The 15976-nt window shown below is 73.1% G+C and carries 16 protein-coding genes and 2 tRNA genes; 11 read left to right on the top strand and 7 right to left on the bottom strand.

Annotated elements, in window-relative coordinates; all coding sequences use genetic code 11:
- Positions 1–7: 7 nt before the first annotated feature.
- The 3 genes from ACGFZF_RS26890 to ACGFZF_RS26880 all read left to right on the top strand — a co-directional run bounded on the left by ACGFZF_RS26890 (position 8) and on the right by ACGFZF_RS26880 (position 2390).
- Positions 8–81 (top strand) — tRNA-Met (locus tag ACGFZF_RS26890).
- Between the two features lie 204 nt (positions 82–285).
- Positions 286–2244, top strand: a complete 1959-nt coding sequence (locus tag ACGFZF_RS26885) for a tetratricopeptide repeat protein (RefSeq protein WP_393558154.1) — start codon at positions 286–288, stop codon at positions 2242–2244.
- 72 nt (positions 2245–2316) lie between these two features.
- A tRNA-Met gene (locus ACGFZF_RS26880) sits at positions 2317–2390 on the top strand.
- A gap of 164 nt (positions 2391–2554) precedes the next feature.
- On the opposite strand, the gene ACGFZF_RS26875 is transcribed toward ACGFZF_RS26880, so the two are convergent.
- The gene (locus ACGFZF_RS26875; RefSeq protein WP_393558152.1) at positions 2555–2974 is read right to left on the bottom strand and encodes a Fur family transcriptional regulator; all 420 of its coding nucleotides are present in this window, start codon (positions 2972–2974) and stop codon (positions 2555–2557) included.
- A gap of 150 nt (positions 2975–3124) precedes the next feature.
- Between ACGFZF_RS26875 and ACGFZF_RS26870 the strand changes: the two genes are divergently transcribed.
- The gene (locus tag ACGFZF_RS26870; protein ID WP_393558150.1) at positions 3125–4594 is read left to right on the top strand and encodes a catalase; all 1470 of its coding nucleotides are present in this window, start codon (positions 3125–3127) and stop codon (positions 4592–4594) included.
- Between the two features lie 90 nt (positions 4595–4684).
- On the opposite strand, the gene ACGFZF_RS26865 is transcribed toward ACGFZF_RS26870, so the two are convergent.
- Both ACGFZF_RS26865 and hisN read right to left on the bottom strand, forming a co-directional pair.
- Positions 4685–5086, bottom strand: a complete 402-nt coding sequence (locus tag ACGFZF_RS26865) for a CBS domain-containing protein (RefSeq protein ID WP_356606657.1) — start codon at positions 5084–5086, stop codon at positions 4685–4687.
- Positions 5087–5278: 192 nt separating this feature from the next.
- Complete coding sequence (hisN, locus tag ACGFZF_RS26860) at positions 5279–6079, bottom strand: histidinol-phosphatase (RefSeq protein WP_393558147.1); 801 nt, start codon at positions 6077–6079, stop codon at positions 5279–5281.
- Positions 6080–6185: 106 nt separating this feature from the next.
- On the opposite strand from hisN, the gene ACGFZF_RS26855 reads away from it, so the two are divergent.
- Positions 6186–6779: a TetR/AcrR family transcriptional regulator gene (locus ACGFZF_RS26855; RefSeq protein WP_393558145.1), complete on the top strand. Its 594-nt coding sequence runs from the start codon at positions 6186–6188 to the stop codon at positions 6777–6779.
- Here ACGFZF_RS26855 and ACGFZF_RS26850 read toward each other — a convergent pair.
- The 4 genes from ACGFZF_RS26850 to ACGFZF_RS26835 all read right to left on the bottom strand — a co-directional run bounded on the left by ACGFZF_RS26850 (position 6745) and on the right by ACGFZF_RS26835 (position 10295).
- On the bottom strand, positions 6745–7068 hold the full coding sequence (locus tag ACGFZF_RS26850) for a multidrug efflux SMR transporter (protein WP_147981139.1): 324 nt from the start codon (positions 7066–7068) through the stop codon (positions 6745–6747). The genes ACGFZF_RS26855 and ACGFZF_RS26850 overlap by 35 nt on opposite strands.
- A 104-nt stretch (positions 7069–7172) precedes the next feature.
- Positions 7173–8186: a ribosome small subunit-dependent GTPase A gene (gene rsgA, locus ACGFZF_RS26845; protein WP_393558142.1), complete on the bottom strand. Its 1014-nt coding sequence runs from the start codon at positions 8184–8186 to the stop codon at positions 7173–7175.
- Between the two features lie 3 nt (positions 8187–8189).
- Positions 8190–9524 carry a 3-phosphoshikimate 1-carboxyvinyltransferase gene (aroA, locus tag ACGFZF_RS26840; RefSeq protein WP_393558140.1) on the bottom strand — a complete coding sequence of 445 codons (1335 nt, stop codon included), beginning with the start codon at positions 9522–9524 and terminating at the stop codon, positions 8190–8192.
- Positions 9525–9608: 84 nt separating this feature from the next.
- Positions 9609–10295, bottom strand: a complete 687-nt coding sequence (locus tag ACGFZF_RS26835) for a M50 family metallopeptidase (protein ID WP_393558138.1) — start codon at positions 10293–10295, stop codon at positions 9609–9611.
- A gap of 51 nt (positions 10296–10346) precedes the next feature.
- Here ACGFZF_RS26835 and ACGFZF_RS26830 point away from each other — a divergent pair, with 51 nt between their 5' ends.
- From ACGFZF_RS26830 to ACGFZF_RS26805, 6 genes are all read left to right on the top strand, one after another.
- Positions 10347–11162, top strand: a complete 816-nt coding sequence (locus ACGFZF_RS26830) for an SOS response-associated peptidase (RefSeq protein ID WP_393558136.1) — start codon at positions 10347–10349, stop codon at positions 11160–11162.
- Positions 11163–11207: 45 nt separating this feature from the next.
- Positions 11208–11843, top strand: a complete 636-nt coding sequence (locus ACGFZF_RS26825) for an alpha/beta family hydrolase (RefSeq protein ID WP_393558133.1) — start codon at positions 11208–11210, stop codon at positions 11841–11843.
- A 229-nt stretch (positions 11844–12072) separates the two neighbouring features.
- Positions 12073–12729, top strand: coding sequence for a sigma-70 family RNA polymerase sigma factor (locus ACGFZF_RS26820; RefSeq protein ID WP_187282890.1), 657 nt, complete (start codon positions 12073–12075; stop codon positions 12727–12729).
- Positions 12726–13025 carry a mycothiol system anti-sigma-R factor gene (rsrA, locus tag ACGFZF_RS26815; RefSeq protein ID WP_393558131.1) on the top strand — a complete coding sequence of 100 codons (300 nt, stop codon included), beginning with the start codon at positions 12726–12728 and terminating at the stop codon, positions 13023–13025. Before ACGFZF_RS26820 ends, rsrA begins: the two co-directional genes overlap by 4 nt.
- A gap of 150 nt (positions 13026–13175) precedes the next feature.
- Entirely contained in the window at positions 13176–14597 is a 1422-nt protein-coding gene (locus tag ACGFZF_RS26810; RefSeq protein WP_393558129.1) for an HD-GYP domain-containing protein, read from the top strand.
- Positions 14594–15922, top strand: coding sequence for an HD-GYP domain-containing protein (locus ACGFZF_RS26805; protein ID WP_393558127.1), 1329 nt, complete (start codon positions 14594–14596; stop codon positions 15920–15922). Before ACGFZF_RS26810 ends, ACGFZF_RS26805 begins: the two co-directional genes overlap by 4 nt.
- Positions 15923–15976: the final 54 nt, after the last annotated feature.

Below are 15976 nucleotides of genomic sequence, written 5' to 3'. Positions count from 1 at the left end.
ACAACGACGCGGGGTGGAGCAGCTCGGTAGCTCGCTGGGCTCATAACCCAGAGGTCGCAGGTTCAAATCCTGTCCCCGCTACTGAAGACGAAGGCCCGGATCCATCAGGATCCGGGCCTTCGTCATGTCCGGGGGCACATCACGCGACCCGAAGAGCCGTTCGGAGGGGGTGAGTTGGGCCGGAACGTGTTTGACTTATCTCTCTGTGGGCATGTCGACAAAACGCTGAAGTGACCTCACTGGCTGCGGTATACCAGGTGTACGGGCGTTGCGGGTGGTGCGACGATGGAATTTATGGGGGACAGGGCAACTCTGTTGGAGACAGGGCGGTTTGTGCAGCGGTATGCCAAGAATGCCGTAGATGACATCATCGAGGCCGTCGTGGCCGTCGATGCGACCGTCGACACCACCGCCGAGAGCGAGACCGAGACCGAGGCGCGCCACCGGCGCGCCGCCGAGAGCGGCGACACCGCCTCGATGAGCATGCTGGGCGCGCTGCTGCTGCGCCGCGGCGACCTGGACGGCGCCGAGCCGTACCTGCGCGGCGCCACCGCGGAGGGGGACCGCGCCGCGGCCAACAACCTGGGTGTGCTGCTGCACCAGCGGGGGTACGCCGACGAGGCCGCCGGCTGGTGGCGGGTCGCCGCCGTCGCGGGCTCCGCGCCGGCCGCCCACGCGCTCGGCCGGCACCACCGCGAGCGGGGGGACGAGCCCGCCGCCGAGTACTGGCTGCGCCAGTCCGCCGAGCAGGGCCACGCGCTCGGCGCGTACGCCCTCGCCGACCTGCTGGAGCACCGCAGCGACGTCGGCGCCGAGCGCTGGCTGCGTGCCGCCGCCGAGCAGGGCCACCGGGAGGCCGCCTACCGCCTCGCCCGGGCCGTGGAGAAGCGCGCCGCCGGCGCGGAGCCGGGGCACGCCTCGCTCTACGACACCGGCACCCGGCTCCGCTCCGCCCGTGAGGTCCTGACGGACGGGGCGGGGGCCCCGGGCGGCTCCGGCGTCGCGACGGGCCCGCGGCCCGGCGGGGAGACCGGCGAGGCCGGAGAGGCCGAGCAGTGGTACCGGCAGGCGGCCGCGCGCGGCCACCGGCGGGCGGCGCTGCACCTCGGCGCGATCCTGGAGCAGCGCGGCGAACTCAAGGAGGCGGGCCGCTGGTACCTCAGCTCGGCCAAGGAGGGCGAGGCGAAGGCCGCCTGCGCGCTCGGCTTCCTGCTGCGCGACGCGGGCGACGAGGAGAGCGCCGCCGTGTGGTGGCTGCGCGCCGCCCAGGACGGCGACGGCAACGCGGCCAACGCGCTCGGTGCCCTGCACGCCGCCCGCGGCGAGCAGCAGACCGCCGAGCGCTGGTACCGGGCCGCCATGGACGCCGGCGACGTCAACGGGGCGTACAACCTGGGCCTGCTCTGCGCCGCCCAGGACCGCACCCCGCAGGCCGAGCAGTGGTACCGCCGCGCCGCGTACGCGGGTCACCGCGAGGCCGCCAACGCGCTCGCCGTGCTGCTCCTGCAGGCCGGCGACGCGAACGGCGCCGAGCCCTGGTTCTCCAAGGCCGCCGAGGCCGGCAGCGTCGACGCGGCCTTCAACCTCGGGATCCTCTACGCCGGACGGGACGACGACCGCACCGCGCTGAGCTGGTACGAGCGGGCCGCGGCCGCCGGGCACACCGAGGCCGCGCTCCAGGTCGGCATCGCGGCCCTGCGCGACGGCGACGAGCAGGCCGCCGAGCGGCACCTCCGGTGCGCTGCGGGCGGCGGCAGCGCCGAGGCGGCCTTCCGGCTCGCCACGGTGCTGGACGCGCGCCGGCCCGAGCCCGGTCCGCCGGCGCTCGGTGCCTCGCGTGAGGAGAAGAGCGAGTGCGAGGAGTGGTACGAGCGGGCCGCCGAGCAGGGCCACCGCAGGGCCCAGGTCCGTGTCGGCATGCTCGCCGCCGCGCGCGGTGACATCGCGGACGCGGCCCGCTGGTACCGCGAGGCGGCCGAGGCGGGCAGCCGCAACGGCGCCTTCAACCTCGGGCTGCTGCTCGCCCGCGAGGGCAGCGAGCGGGAGGCCGCCCTCTGGTGGACCCGCGCGGCCCATGCCGGGCACGGGCGCGCCGCGCTCCGCCTCGGGCTGCTCGCGGCCCGTCGCGGAGAGCTCTCGGAGGGGCGGCGCTGGTGCGCGCGGGCCGTGGAGCTCGGGCCGGCGGAGGTGGCCGAGCGGGCGGCCCGACTGAGCGAGGCGCTGCACCAGGAGCTCACCGCGTAGGGGCGTCCGGGGGGGGCAGGACCCAAGTGATTTGCGCTGGTGGAGGGGGTCCCGTAAGGTTGGCTTCACCGACGCGGGGTGGAGCAGCTCGGTAGCTCGCTGGGCTCATAACCCAGAGGTCGCAGGTTCAAATCCTGTCCCCGCTACTCAGTAGCAACGAAGGCCCGGATCCTCTTGGATCCGGGCCTTCGTCGTTCCCTGGTCCGTCGTCTCCCTGGCCGGTCGCCGGCGCCGGCTGCCCGTCCGAGGCATGCGCGAGGCCCCCGACCGCAGGGGTCGGGGGCCTCGGGCCGTTCTGTCCCGCCGTCTCTCAGGCGGTCGTCGCGCAGCTGGGGCAGAGGCCGCGGTAGGTGACCTCGACGTTGGAGATCGTGAAGCCGAAGCGCTCGGTGTCCGGGAGGTCCGCCAGCGGGTCGCCCACCGGGTGGACGTCACGGATGGCGCCGCAGCGGCCGCAGACCAGGTGCTGGTGCGGGCGGTGGGCGTTCGGGTCGTACCGCTTGGCGCGGCCGTCCGTCGCGACCTCCATCACCTCGCCGAGCGTGACCATCTCTCCCAGCGTGTTGTAGACGGTCGCCCGGGAGATCTCGGGGAGCCTGTCCACCGCGCGGGCGTGCACCTCGTCGGCGGTCAGGTGGACGTGGTCTCCGTCGAGGACCTCGGCCACGACGCGCCGCTGCGCGGTCATCCGCCAGCCGCGGCCGCGCAGTCGTTCCAACAGGTCGCTCATGGGGGTCAGCCTAACAGTCGGGGACTCGCGTCCCGAACGGGTGTGACTTTGGATGGTTGCTTGACTTAGACAATGTCCATTGTAGGATCGGTCCCGGCATTGGTCGAGTGTCCAGGACGCGCGGCCGAAAAAGGACAGGACTCGCAGGACATGACGCAGGAGGCGCACGTGACGCAGGGACCGCTCACGACGGAGGCCGGCGCGCCGGTCGCCGACAACCAGAACAGCGAGACGGCGGGCGTCGGCGGTCCCGTTCTCGTCCAGGACCAGCTCCTCCTCGAGAAGCTCGCCCACTTCAACCGCGAGCGCATCCCGGAGCGCGTGGTCCACGCGCGCGGCGCCGGCGCGTACGGCACCTTCACGCTGACCCGTGACGTCTCGCAGTGGACGCGTGCCGCGTTCCTCTCCGAGGTCGGCAAGCAGACCGAGACGTTCCTGCGCTTCTCCACGGTCGCGGGCAACCTCGGTGCGGCCGACGCGGTCCGCGACCCGCGCGGCTGGGCGCTGAAGTTCTACACCGAAGAGGGCAACTACGACCTCGTCGGCAACAACACCCCGGTGTTCTTCATCAGGGACGCCATCAAGTTCCCGGACTTCATCCACACCCAGAAGCGCGACCCCTACACGGGCTCGCAGGAGGCGGACAACGTCTGGGACTTCTGGGGGCTGTCCCCGGAGTCGACCCACCAGGTGACCTGGCTCTTCGGCGACCGCGGCATCCCGGCCTCGTACCGCCACATGAACGGCTACGGCTCGCACACCTTCCAGTGGAACAACGAGGCCGGCGAGGTCTTCTGGGTCAAGTACCACTTCAAGACCGACCAGGGGATCAAGAACCTCACGCAGGACGAGGCCAACAGGCTCGCGGGCGAGGACCCGGACAGCCACCAGCGCGACCTGCGCGAGGCCATCGAGCGCGGCGACTTCCCGACCTGGACCGTGCAGGTGCAGATCATGCCCGCGGCCGACGCGTCGGCCTACCGGTTCAACCCGTTCGACCTCACCAAGGTGTGGCCGCACGAGGACTACCCGCCGATCGAGATCGGCACGCTGGAGCTCAACCGCAACCCGGAGAACGTCTTCGCCGAGGTCGAGCAGAGCATCTTCTCGCCCGCGCACTTCGTGCCGGGCATCGGCCCCTCCCCGGACAAGATGCTCCAGGGCCGCCTCTTCGCGTACGGCGACGCGCACCGCTACCGCGTCGGCATCAACGCCGACCACCTGCCGGTCAACCGCCCGCACGCCACCGAGGCGCGCACCCACTCCCGTGACGGCTTCCTCTACGACGGCCGCCACAAGGGCGCGAAGAACTACGAGCCGAACAGCTTCGGCGGCCCCTTCCAGACGGACCGCCCGCTGTGGCAGTCCACCCCGGTCAGCGGCGGCACGGGCGGCCACGCAGCCCCGGTGCACGCCGAGGACGACGACTTCGTCCAGGCCGGCGACCTCTACCGCCTGATGTCCGAGGACGAGAAGGGCCGCCTCGTCGGGAACCTGGCGGGCTTCATCGCCAAGGTCTCGCGCGACGACATCGTCGAGCGCGCGATCGACAACTTCCGTCAGGCGGACGGCGACTTCGGCAAGCGGCTGGAGGCCGCCGTCCAGGCCCTGCGCGGCTGACGACGCTTGCCGTCGAAGAGAGAGGGCCGGACTTCCCCGCGGAGGTCCGGCCCTCCTTCACATCCTGCTGCGCCGCTTTCCGGGCGCCCCCTAGCCGGTCAGGGTCGCCGCGCGCCGATGCGCCGGCGTCCAGCAGCGGATGATGTCGCGTACGGAGACGACCCCGACGGGGCCGGCGTCGTCCAGGACGACGAGATGACGGAAGCCGCCGTGCGTCATGGCCTCCGCGGCCTCCTCCAGGGTCCAGGTGGGCGCCGCGAACACCACGTGGGTGGTGGTGTGGGCGCCCGCGGTCTCGTGGTCGGGGTTCTGGTCCGCGCCGATCGAGTTGAGGATGTCGCGTTCGGTGATGATGCCGAGGCCGCTGGTGTCGGCGTCCAGGACGACGGCCGCGCCGACGCGGCGCGCCGACATCAGTCGCGCGGCCTGCCGCAGGGTGTGGGCTGGTCCGATGGTGAGGACCACCGTGCTCATGGCGTCACGGACGAGCATGGATGGAGCCACCTCCTTGGGGAATCCCGTCCCGCCTTCAACGAGAAGGGATTCACAAGTTCACAAGTGGGGGGACTCTCAGAGTGACACCGGGGCCCGGACTCAACAAGGGGGCGCGCGTGGCGTGTGCGGGAGCGTCCCGGGCGCCCGCGCGCGTGCGGCCGGGACGCCGTGGGGACGTCGGCGGGGCGGTCAGCCCTGCTGGTTCAGATAGCTCAAGAGCTCGCCGTGGAGCAGGCCGTTCGAGGCCGCCGCGTTGCCGCTGTGCGGACCGTGCTGCCCGTCCAGGCCGGTGTACGTGCCGCCCGCCTCCTGCACGACGATCGCCACGGCCGCCATGTCCCACAGCGACAGCTCCGGCTCGGCGCAGATGTCCACCGACCCCTCGGCGACCATCATGTACGGCCAGAAGTCGCCGTAGGCCCGGGTGCGCCAGCACGCCCGGGTCAGGTCGAGGAAGCCGTCGAGGCGGCCCTGCTCCTCCCAGCCGCTGAGCGAGGAGTAGGCGAACGAGGCGTCGGAGAGCTCCGACACCTGCGAGACCCCGATCCGGGTCGCCGACGTCAGACTGCGGCCGGTGTACGCGCCCGCCCCCTTCGCCGCCCACCAGCGGCGCCCGAGCGCCGGCGCCGACACCACGCCCACCACGGGCTGGAAGCCGGTGTCGCCCGCCTCCATCAGCGCGATCAGCGTGGCCCAGACGGGCACCCCGCGCACGTAGTTCTTGGTGCCGTCGATCGGGTCGATCACCCAGCGGCGCGGGCCCGTGCCCGCCACGCCGTACTCCTCGCCGAGGATCGCGTCGCGGGGCCGTGCGCGCTGGAGCTGACCGCGGATCAGCTCCTCGGCGGCCTTGTCCGCCTCGCTCACCGGCGTCATGTCCGGCTTCGTCTCGACCTTCAGGTCGAGCGCCTTGAAGCGGTCCATGGTGGCCGCGTCCGCGGCATCCGCGAGGACATGGGCGAGACGAAGGTCATCGTGGTAGTCGGCCATGGTCGGAACTCTATCCCTCGAAGCGGCGTGCCCCTGCGGGAGTCCTTGACAGAGCGTGGCCGCCCGTCAACTCTGAGCGAAGAACCGTTCTGGCCGGGAGGCGACGATGCCGACTGCCCGTGAGGCCCTGCTCGATGCCGCGCTCGTGGCTCTGAGGAGGCTGCCCTGGTCCGCGGTCCGGATGGTCGACGTCGCCTCCGACGCGCGTGTCTCGCGGCAGACCCTCTACAACGAGTTCGGCAGCAAGGAGGGTCTGGCCCGCGCCCTTCTGCGGCGCGAGGCCGACGCCTACCTCGCGGGGGTCCAGCAGCGCCTCGCCGAGCCCGCGGGCATGCCCGACCGGCTCGCCGGGGTCGCCGAGTGGATCGTCGCCGAGGCATGCACCCGCCCCCTGCTGCGCGCGCTCCTCACCGGCTGCTGGGGCGAACGCCTCCCCGTCCCGCGGCCCGCGCGGGCCGGCGCGCTGCGCTCCGGAGTGCCCGCCCAGCGCCGGGCCGACGCCGGTCCGCCCGCGCCCTCCGAACTCGTCGCCGCCACCCTCGCCTGCGCGGACGACCGCTGGGCCGGGACGTGTGAACTCACGGTGCGGCTCGCCCTCTCGCACCTGGTCGCCCCGGACCCCCAGGGTGTCGGACCGCTCGTCCGCAGGGTGCTCGACGGAACGCTCAGTGGGCCGAACCCGACAGCTGGAGACCGATGACCCCCGCGATCACCAGGGTGATCGAGACGATCTTCAGCGTCGACACGACGTCGCCGAGGAAGATCATCCCGTAGATCGCGGTGCCCGCCGCGCCGATGCCGGTCCACACCGCGTACGCGGGGCCGACGTCCAGCTTGCGCAGGGCGAGGGTCAGCAGGCCGAAGCTGCCCAGGGCGAAGGCCGCGAAGGCGATGGTCGGCCACAGCCGCGTGAAACCGTGGGACAGCTTCAGGCAGACCGCGAACCCCGTCTCCAGGAGCCCGGCGACCACCACCAGCAGCCACGCCATCGTCAGTGCCTCCCACGCCGTCGGTGACTGCTCGTTCGACTGCTTCGTCCCACTGGGTGCGATTATGCACTTACCAATGGTGGTGGGCGGCAAACGTACGCCGCTCAGTCGCCCTCGCGTCGCTCCCGGGTGGACAGCAGCCGCCGCAGCGAGAACAGCCGCGCGGGATCGGCGTGGCCCTCGGCCACCCAGGCGTCCAGCGCGCAGTCCGGCTCGTCGTGGCTGCACGCCCGCGGACAGTTCTCCGTCCCCGGGACGAGGTCGGGGAAGGCGAGGATCACCCGGGACGGGTCGACGTGGTGCAGGCCGAAGGACCGCACGCCGGGGGTGTCGATGACCCAGCCGCCCTCCTCGGCGTTGAGCGGGAGCGCCAGCGCCGAGGTGGTGGTGTGCCGGCCGCGGCCCGTCACCGCGTTCACGTGCCCCGTGGTCCGTCGGCGGTCCTCCGGCACCAGGGCGTTGACCAGGGTCGTCTTGCCGACACCCGAGTGTCCGACGAAGGCGGTGGTCCGCCCCGTCAGGTGCTCGTGGACCCGGTCGGCGGCCGCCCCGTCCACGAACTCGTCGCGCGTGGTCACCACATAGGGGACGCCCAGGGCGCCGTACATCTCCAGGAGCTCGTCCGGCGGGGCCAGGTCGGACTTGGTCAGCACGAGCAGCGGGGTGAGGCCGCCGTCGTACGCGGCGACCAGGCAGCGGTCGATCAGCCGGGGGCGCGGCTCGGGGTCGGCCAGCGCGGTCACGATCGCCAGCTGGTCGGCGTTGGCGACGACCACCCGCTCGTACGGGTCGTCGTCGTCGGCCGTGCGCCGGAGCACCGAGCTGCGCTCGCCGATCCGGACGATCCGGGCCAGGGTGTCCTTCTCGCCGGAGAGGTCGCCGACGATCGAGACGCGGTCGCCGACGACGGCGGCCTTGCGGCCGAGCTCGCGCGCCTTCATCGCCAGGACGATCCGGTCGTCCACCAGGCAGGTGAGCCGGCCCCGGTCCACGGTGAGGACCATGCCCTCGACCGCGTCCTCGTGCTTGGGGCGGATGCTGGTCCGGGGACGGTTGCCCTTGCGGTTGGGGCGCTGGCGGATGTCGTCCTCGTCGGTGTGCTTGCCGTAACGCCGCATGCCTCAGACTCCGAGCATTTCGGTCCACATCAGCGGGAAGTCCGGCAAGGTCTTCGCCGTCGTCGCCACGTTCTCGATCCGCACGCCCGCGACGGCGAGGCCGATGATCGCCCCGGCCGTCGCCATCCGGTGGTCGTGGTAGGTGTGGAAGACACCGCCGTGCAGGGGCCGGGGCCGGATGTGCAGACCGTCCTCGGTCTCCGTCACGTCGCCCCCGAGCTCGTTGATCTCCTTGGTCAGGGCGGCCAGGCGATCCGTCTCGTGCAGGCGCAGGTGGGCGACACCGCGCAGGGTGGAGGGGGAGTCGGCGAGGGCGGCGACGGCCGCGATGCCGGGGGTCAGCTCGCCGACCTCGCCGAGGTCCACGTCGATGCCGTGGATCCGGCCGGTGCCGGTGAAGGTGAGGCCGGCGTCGGTCAGCTCGCAGGTGCCACCCATCTCGGTGAAGATCTCGCGCAGCGCGTCACCGGGCTGGGTGGTCCGGGACGGCCAGTCGGGGACGGTGACCCGGCCACCGGTGACCAGCGCCGCGGCCAGGAACGGCTGGGCGTTCGACAGGTCCGGCTCCACCACCAGGTCCCGGCCGAGCAGGGCGGAGGGGGCGACGCGCCAGACGTTCGGCTCGCCGCCGGTCTCGGGCTCGTCGACCTGCGCGCCGACCACGCGCAGCATGTCGACGGTCATCCGGATGTGCGGCATGGACGGCAGCTTCCCGCCGACGTGGCGCACCTCCACGCCCTGGTTGAAGCGGGGCGCCGAGAGCAGCAGGGCGCTCACGAACTGGGAGGACGAGGAGGCGTCGATCTCGACGGTGCCGCCCTCCAGGCCGCCGCCGCCGTGCACCGTCATCGGCAGGGCGCCGCGCCCGTCGTCGTCGATCCGCGCGCCGAGCGCCCGCAGGGCGTCGATCACGCCGTGCAGCGGGCGTTCGTGGGAACGGGGGTCGCCGTCGAAGCGGACCGGGCCGTCGGCGAGGGCGGCGACCGGCGGCAGGAACCGCATCACCGTGCCGGCGTTGCCGACGTCGACGGTCGCGGGACCGCGCAGCCCGGCGGGGATGATCCGCCACGCCTCACCGGTGCCGTCGGGGCCGACGCCCTCGTCGATCTTCACGCCCAGGGCGCGCAGCGCCTCGGCCATCAGCAGGGTGTCGCGCGAACGCAGCGGACGGCGCAGCCAGCCCGGCTCGGCGGCGAGTGCGGCGAGGACGAGACCCCGGTTGGTGACCGACTTGGATCCGGGCACGGTGACGGTCGCGTCGACGGCTCCGTCCGCGTACGGGGCGGGCCAGAGGTCGGAGGCGGAGGTCGGGGCGGTGTGCACGGGGCTTTCGGTCATGCCCTCACTTTAGTGGGGCACGCACGGGCCGGGTCCCGTCGGCGAGGGAGCGTCGCGCCCCGGGCCGGAAGTCGCCGGCACGCCTCAGAGGCCCAGCAGCCAGCGGCTCGCGCCGATCAGGGAGCAGATCGAGACGGCGTGGAAGAGGAAGAGCCAGAGCACCGGGTGGACGTTCGTGAGCCGGGCGAGCTGGTCGGCGTCGGAGTCCGGCGCGCCGCCGTGGCGGCGCTTGCCCTGGAGTTCGAAGACCGGGCGGACGCCGCCGAGGAGCAGGAACCAGACGACGGAGTACGCGAACGCGGCCTGGACGTCCGGGCCGGTCAGCCAGGAGACCAGGAGGAAGGCGGCGCCGGTGACGAGGACGGTGAAGATCCCGTAGGCGTTGCGGACCATCACCAGCATGACGAGCAGCAGCGCGGTCGCCAGCCAGAGCAGCAGGGTGATCCGGTGCTCGGTGAGCAGCCAGGCGCCGCCCAGACCCAGCAGCGGGGCCGCGGTGTAGCCGGCGGCGGCGGTCAGGATCATGCCGATGCCGGTGGGGCGGCCGCGGGAGACGGTGAGGCCGCTGGTGTCCGAGTGCAGCCGGATGGATTCGAGCCGGCGGCCGGTGACGAGCGCGACGAGACCGTGGCCGCCCTCGTGGGCGATGGTGATCGCGTTGCGGGAGAGTCGCCAGAGGCGGCGCGGGACGACGGCGGCGAGGGCGGCTATCGCGGTCGCGATCACCAGCCACTGCTCGGGCGCGGTCTGGGTACCGAGGACTTCGGTCATTTCCGGCTCGGGCTCCTCGGGTGGGGGGTGGACCGTGGCAGTGTGGCACGTATGTGCGGACGGTATGCAGCGAGTCGTCGACCCGAGGATCTGGTGGAGCTCTTCGAGGTCGAGAAGTGGGAGCCCGAGGAGACACTGGCTCCGGACTGGAACGTGGCCCCCACCAAAGAGGTGTACGCGATACTCGAGCGTCCTCTGAAAGACGCGGAATCGCGGCTCCCGGTTCGCCAGATGCGGGCGTTGAGGTGGGGCCTGGTGCCGTCCTGGTCGAAGTCGCCCGAGGGCGCGGCCCGGATGATCAACGCGCGGTCGGAGACGGTGCACGAGAAGCCGTCGTTCCGCCGGGCGTTCTCCTCCCGGCGCTGCATCCTGCCGGCGGACGGTTATTACGAGTGGGTGACCGGGAGCGCCGAGCGGGACCTGGAGGTGGAGGGGAAGCGGAAGAGGCCGCGGAAGCAGCCGTACTTCGTGACCCCGGCGGACGGTTCGGTGTTCGCGATGGCGGGGCTCTACGAGTTCTGGCGCGACCGGACCCTGCCGGACGACCACCCCTCGGCGTGGTGGGTGACCTGCTCCGTGATCACGACCGAGGCCGAGACGGGGCCGCTGGGCGTGGCTCCCGCGGAGGGGCCCGGCTCGCTGGCCGACATCCATCCGCGGATGCCGTTGATGCTGACCCCGGACCACTGGGACGCCTGGCTGGATCCGGCCCGCACCGACCCGGACGAGCTGAAGGGACTGCTGGCGGCGCCGGCGGAGGGCCTGATGCGGGCCTACCCGGTGGCGACGGCGGTGAGCAACGTCCGCAACAACGGCCCGGAGCTGCTGGAGGAACTGGCGGCCCCGGAGGTCGGCACGCTGTTCTGACCCCGCCTGTCCGTGCGCGCCGCCCCCGCGCGGCAGGATGGGGAGGTGACGAAGAGCGAGATCGTGGAGACCGGGGCCGGGGACGCGCGGATCACCTGGCACGCCGGTACGGAGCCGTGGGCGGTACTGGCCCTGGGGCACGGGGCGGGCGGCGGGATCGAGGCGCGGGACCTGCGGGAGCTGGCCGCCGCGCTGCCCGCGCAGGGGGTGACCGTGGCGCTCGTCGAGCAGCCCTGGCGGGTGGCGGGGAAGAAGGTCGCGCCCGCGCCGAAGACCCTGGACGTCGGGTGGCGCGGGGTCTGGCCGGCCCTCGCCGCACCCGGGCTGCCCGTGGTCGCCGGAGGGCGCAGCGCCGGGGCGCGGGTCGCCTGCCGGACCGGCGCGGAGCTCGGCGCCCTGGCCGTGCTCGCACTCGCCTTCCCCCTCCATCCGCCCGGCCGGCCCGAGAAGTCCCGGGCCGACGAGCTCCTGGGCACCGGCCTGCCCACCCTCGTCGTCCAGGGCGGCAACGACCCCTTCGGCGGGCCGGCGGAGTTCCCCGAAGGGACGTACGCGCTGGCCGAGGTCCCGCACGGCGACCACGGCTTCGCCGTCGCCAAGCGCGCCCCTCTCGGGCAGGACGAGGCCCTCGCGCTCGTCGTCCGTGAAGTCTCCGGGTGGCTCACGTCACTTCGGGAATGAGGCGGGCCCGGCGGCGGTTGTGACGGACATCGGTGTGAGAGCAAAGGAAGAGGGAGTCCGTCGCATGGGTTCGACCATCTGCCCCGAGCGCGCGCAGGCCGCTGACCTCGACTGGACAGTGCTGCCCGCGCCCCGGACCGCCCCTATTCGGGCGGCGGGCGGAGCGGTTCCTCGTCTATCCTCCGAAACGAGCGGGTCCGCCTTCGGGTTCGCCGCAGCGCTGGAGGAGGTGGGTCCGGTCACTGGGACCGACACAGGGACCGACGACGGCCCCGAGGAGACGACCGAGGAGCGCAACGCGCGCTTCGAGCGGGACGCCCTCGGCTTCCTCGACCAGATGTACTCCGCCGCGCTGCGCATGACGCGCAATCCCGCGGACGCGGAGGACCTGGTGCAGGAGACGTACGCCAAGGCGTACGGCTCGTTCCACCAGTTCCGCGAGGGCACGAACCTGAAGGCGTGGCTGTACCGCATCCTCACCAACACGTTCATCAACTCGTACCGCAAGAAGCAGCGCGAGCCGCAGCGCAGCGCCGCCGAGGAGATCGAGGACTGGCAGCTCGCCCGTGCCGAGTCGCACATGTCGACCGGCCTGCGGTCCGCCGAGTCCCAGGCCCTCGACCACCTCCCGGACTCCGACGTGAAGGAAGCGCTCCAGGCGATCCCCGAGGAGTTCCGCATCGCCGTCTATCTCGCGGACGTAGAGGGCTTTGCGTACAAGGAGATCGCGGACATCATGGGTACACCCATCGGTACGGTGATGTCCCGACTGCACCGGGGCCGCCGCCAGTTGCGCGGCATGCTCGAGGACTACGCCCGCGACCGCGGGCTGGTACCCGCGGGCGCCGGAGAGTCGTCGAACGATCTGAAAGGCTCGGGCTCATGAGCTGCGGAGAGCCGCACGAGACGGATTGCTCAGAGGTCCTGGATCATCTTTACGAGTTCCTCGACCATGAGATGCCCGACAGTGACTGCACGAAGTTCGAGGTGCACTTCGAGGAGTGCTCCCCGTGTCTGGAGAAGTACGGCCTGGAGCAGGCGGTGAAGAAGCTCGTCAAGCGCTGCTGCGGCAGTGACGACGTGCCCACCGACCTGCGGGCCAAGGTGATGGGCCGGATCGACCTGATCCGTTCGGGCCACGCGGTGCCCGAGCAGGACGTGACGGCGACCGCCCAGGAGTGACGCTCGTCCGTGCGGGACGCACGGACGAAGAGGGCCGCCGCGAGTGATCGCGGCGGCCCTCCGACGTAAATCAGCTTGTACCACCCGATGGTGCTAATCATCGGGTGATGGCCCGCACGCCCCGCGCAAGTCGCTAGCGTGACGGCCGTGATGGTGATTCCGCGAGCGGCCCGCGTCCACGTGGGCTGCGCCGCGCTCGGCGCAGCCGCCTGCGTCCTGCCGGCGCTGGGCCCCGGCGCCCGGACCCCCTGGAGCGCCGTCGCGCTGCTCGCCGTGCTGTACGCCGGGTGCGAGCTGCCCGCCCGCTGCCGGCTGCTCGGCCGCGCGCTCGGCGGCGCGGTCCCCACGGGCAGCGGCCCCTTCTTCCCCGTCCTGCTCGCCGCCGCGCTGCTCCTGCCGCCGTCGGCCGCCGCGCTCACCGCCCTGCCCGGGGCCCTGCTCGCCCGGGTGGAGCAGCGCCCGGCCGGACCCCGCCGGGTGTGGCGCGCCTCCCGGCTCGCCCTCGCCGTCGGCGCGGCGGCACTGGTGGCCCGCCTCCTCGGAGCGGACGCCGCGCTCGGCCGGGGGACGCACGCCCCCGACTTCCCGTACACGCTGGTGCCCGCCGGGGCCTCGGTCCTCACCTTCTGCCTTGTCCTGACCGTCCTCGACGGTGCCATGCGGGTCGCCGCGACGAGGGGCGCCTGGCAGGGCCAGTACGGCCGGGCGCTCGCCCCGCACGCGGTGCACGGGCTCGCCGGACTGATGATGGCCGTCCTGTGGCGCAGCACCTACGGACCGGTCGCCGCGCTCTTCGTCCTGCTCCCCATGTACCTCTCCTGCTGGGTCTTCGCCCAGTACCACCGCGAGCGGGCCGCCCACCAGGCGACGATCCGCGCGCTCGTCCAGGCCGTCGACATCAAGGACCGCTACACGCGCGGCCACAGCGAACGGGTCGGCCGGGCCTCCGTGCTGATCGCCCGTGAGCTCGGCATGGCCGAGGAGCGGCTGGAGGTCGTGCGGTTCGCGGGCATCCTGCACGACGTGGGCAAGCTCGGTGTGCCCACCCGGGTGCTGCGCAAGGACGGCCCCCTGACACCGGAGGAGCGCCGGGTCATCGAACTGCATCCGGAGTACGGGCACGAGATGGTCCGGGGCATCGGCTTCCTGGGGGAGGCGCGGGCGGCGATCCTGCACCACCACGAACGTATGGACGGGAGCGGTTACCCGTACGGCCTCCGGGGCGGCCAGATTCCCGAGTTCGCCCGCGTGGTCGCCGTCGCGGACGCCTTCGACGCGATGACCTCGACCCGGTCCTACAGCCGGGCCCGCCCGGTCGAGACCGCGATGGCGGAGCTGGAGCGCTGCGCGGGCTCCCAGTTCGACCCCCGGATGGTCCACGCCCTGACCCGGGCCCTGGACCGGCACGGCTGGCAGACGGCGGTCACCGCGGACGAGACGGTGCCGCCCGCGGAGAACGTGCCCCCGCCGAAGTCCGCCGCGCCGGGCGGCACCCGGGCGGCCGGCCCGGTGCCGCGTCCGGCGTCCGGCGGCGGCTCCGAGGCGCTCGCCCGCCGCCGGGGCCGCCGATGAGGCCCGGGGCCGGCACCGTCGGGGCGGTGTACGGGGCCGCGGCCCTGCTCACCGTCGCCGGGTTCGCCGCCACGCTCTGGCAGGGGATCGACGAACCCTCGCACGCCCTCGCCTTCGGCACCCTCATCGCCCTCGGCGAGCTCGTCCGCTGGGGCGCCCCCGCGGGCGCGGGGACCCCCGCCGCCGCCCCCGGTGAGCCGCAGAGCAGGGAGCCCGCACCGCTCGCCGCCGCCGGTGCCCTCGCCTACGCGCTGCTCGGCGCCAGCGCCGGGGCCGGCACCACGCACGGAGTCGCGCAGATCGTGACCGTCGTCGTCGCCGGCGGGCTCGCCGGGGTGGTGCCGCACGTGGCCGCCGGCCGGGGGCCCGGCCTCGACCACCTGGCCCGGCGCATCCTCACCGTCGGCTTCGCCGGGCTCTGCTTCCAGCCCCTCTACAACACGGGCGAACTCACCCGCCGTCTCGGCGAGGGTCCCCTGCACGCCCTGTTCCTGCTGCTCGTGCTCGTCCTCACCGCGCTGTGCGACGCCGTGCTCGCGGCCCTGATGCACCGCGCGCGGACCGTCCCCCGCACCGCCACGCGCACCACCGGCGGCACCCCCGTCCCGTTCGGCCCCCTGCTGCGCGAGGAGGTGCGCGCCCTGCTCGGGATCGGCTCCGCGGTGTGCGCCACCGGCGCCGTGATGGCGCTCGGAGTCGCCGTCGCCGGGCTGTGGGCGCTGCCCGTCTTCTGCGTGCCGCTCCTGCTGACCCAGATGTCCTTCCGGCGGTACGCGGCCGTGCGGACCACGAACCGGCAGACCATCGCCTCCCTCGCCCGCGCCACCGAGATCGCCGGGTACACCCCACCGGGGCATGCCCGCCGGGTCGCCGCCCTGAGCGGGGCCGTGGGGCGGGAGCTGGGGCTGTCCGGGGCCGATCTGACCGTCCTGGAGTACGCCGCGCTCATGCACGACATCGGGCAGCTCTCCCTCGTCGACCCGGTCCCCGAGGGCGCCACCGCCCTGCTGGCGCCCGAGGAGCAGCGCCGGATCGCGCTCCTGGGCGGCGCCGTCGTCCGCCAGACCGGGGTGCCGGCCGAAGTCGCCGTGGTCGTGGAGCGCCAGGCCGACCCGTACCGGGACCAGCCCCTGCCCGCCCGGATCGTCCGCACCGTCAACGCGTACGACGATCTCACCGGATCCGCCGCCACCGGCCCCCTCGGCGCCCTCAAGGCCCTCGAACGCCTTCGGCTGGACACCGCCCGCGACCACCACCCCGAGGTCGTGGAGTCCCTCGCCAGAGTCCTCGCGCGCGGCGGCGTCGCTCCTGCTCCTCCTGGGTAACCCATGGGTAATGAGCGCGCGTGCAACCGGGCATGGTTGGATGCGAACAAGAGG

The organism is Streptomyces sp. NPDC048338, assembly GCF_043201055.1.
Classification (GTDB): Bacteria; Actinomycetota; Actinomycetes; order Streptomycetales; family Streptomycetaceae; genus Streptomyces.
The sequence above is the reverse complement of the archived record's forward strand: the minus strand, read 5'-3'. Positions and strand labels throughout refer to the sequence as shown.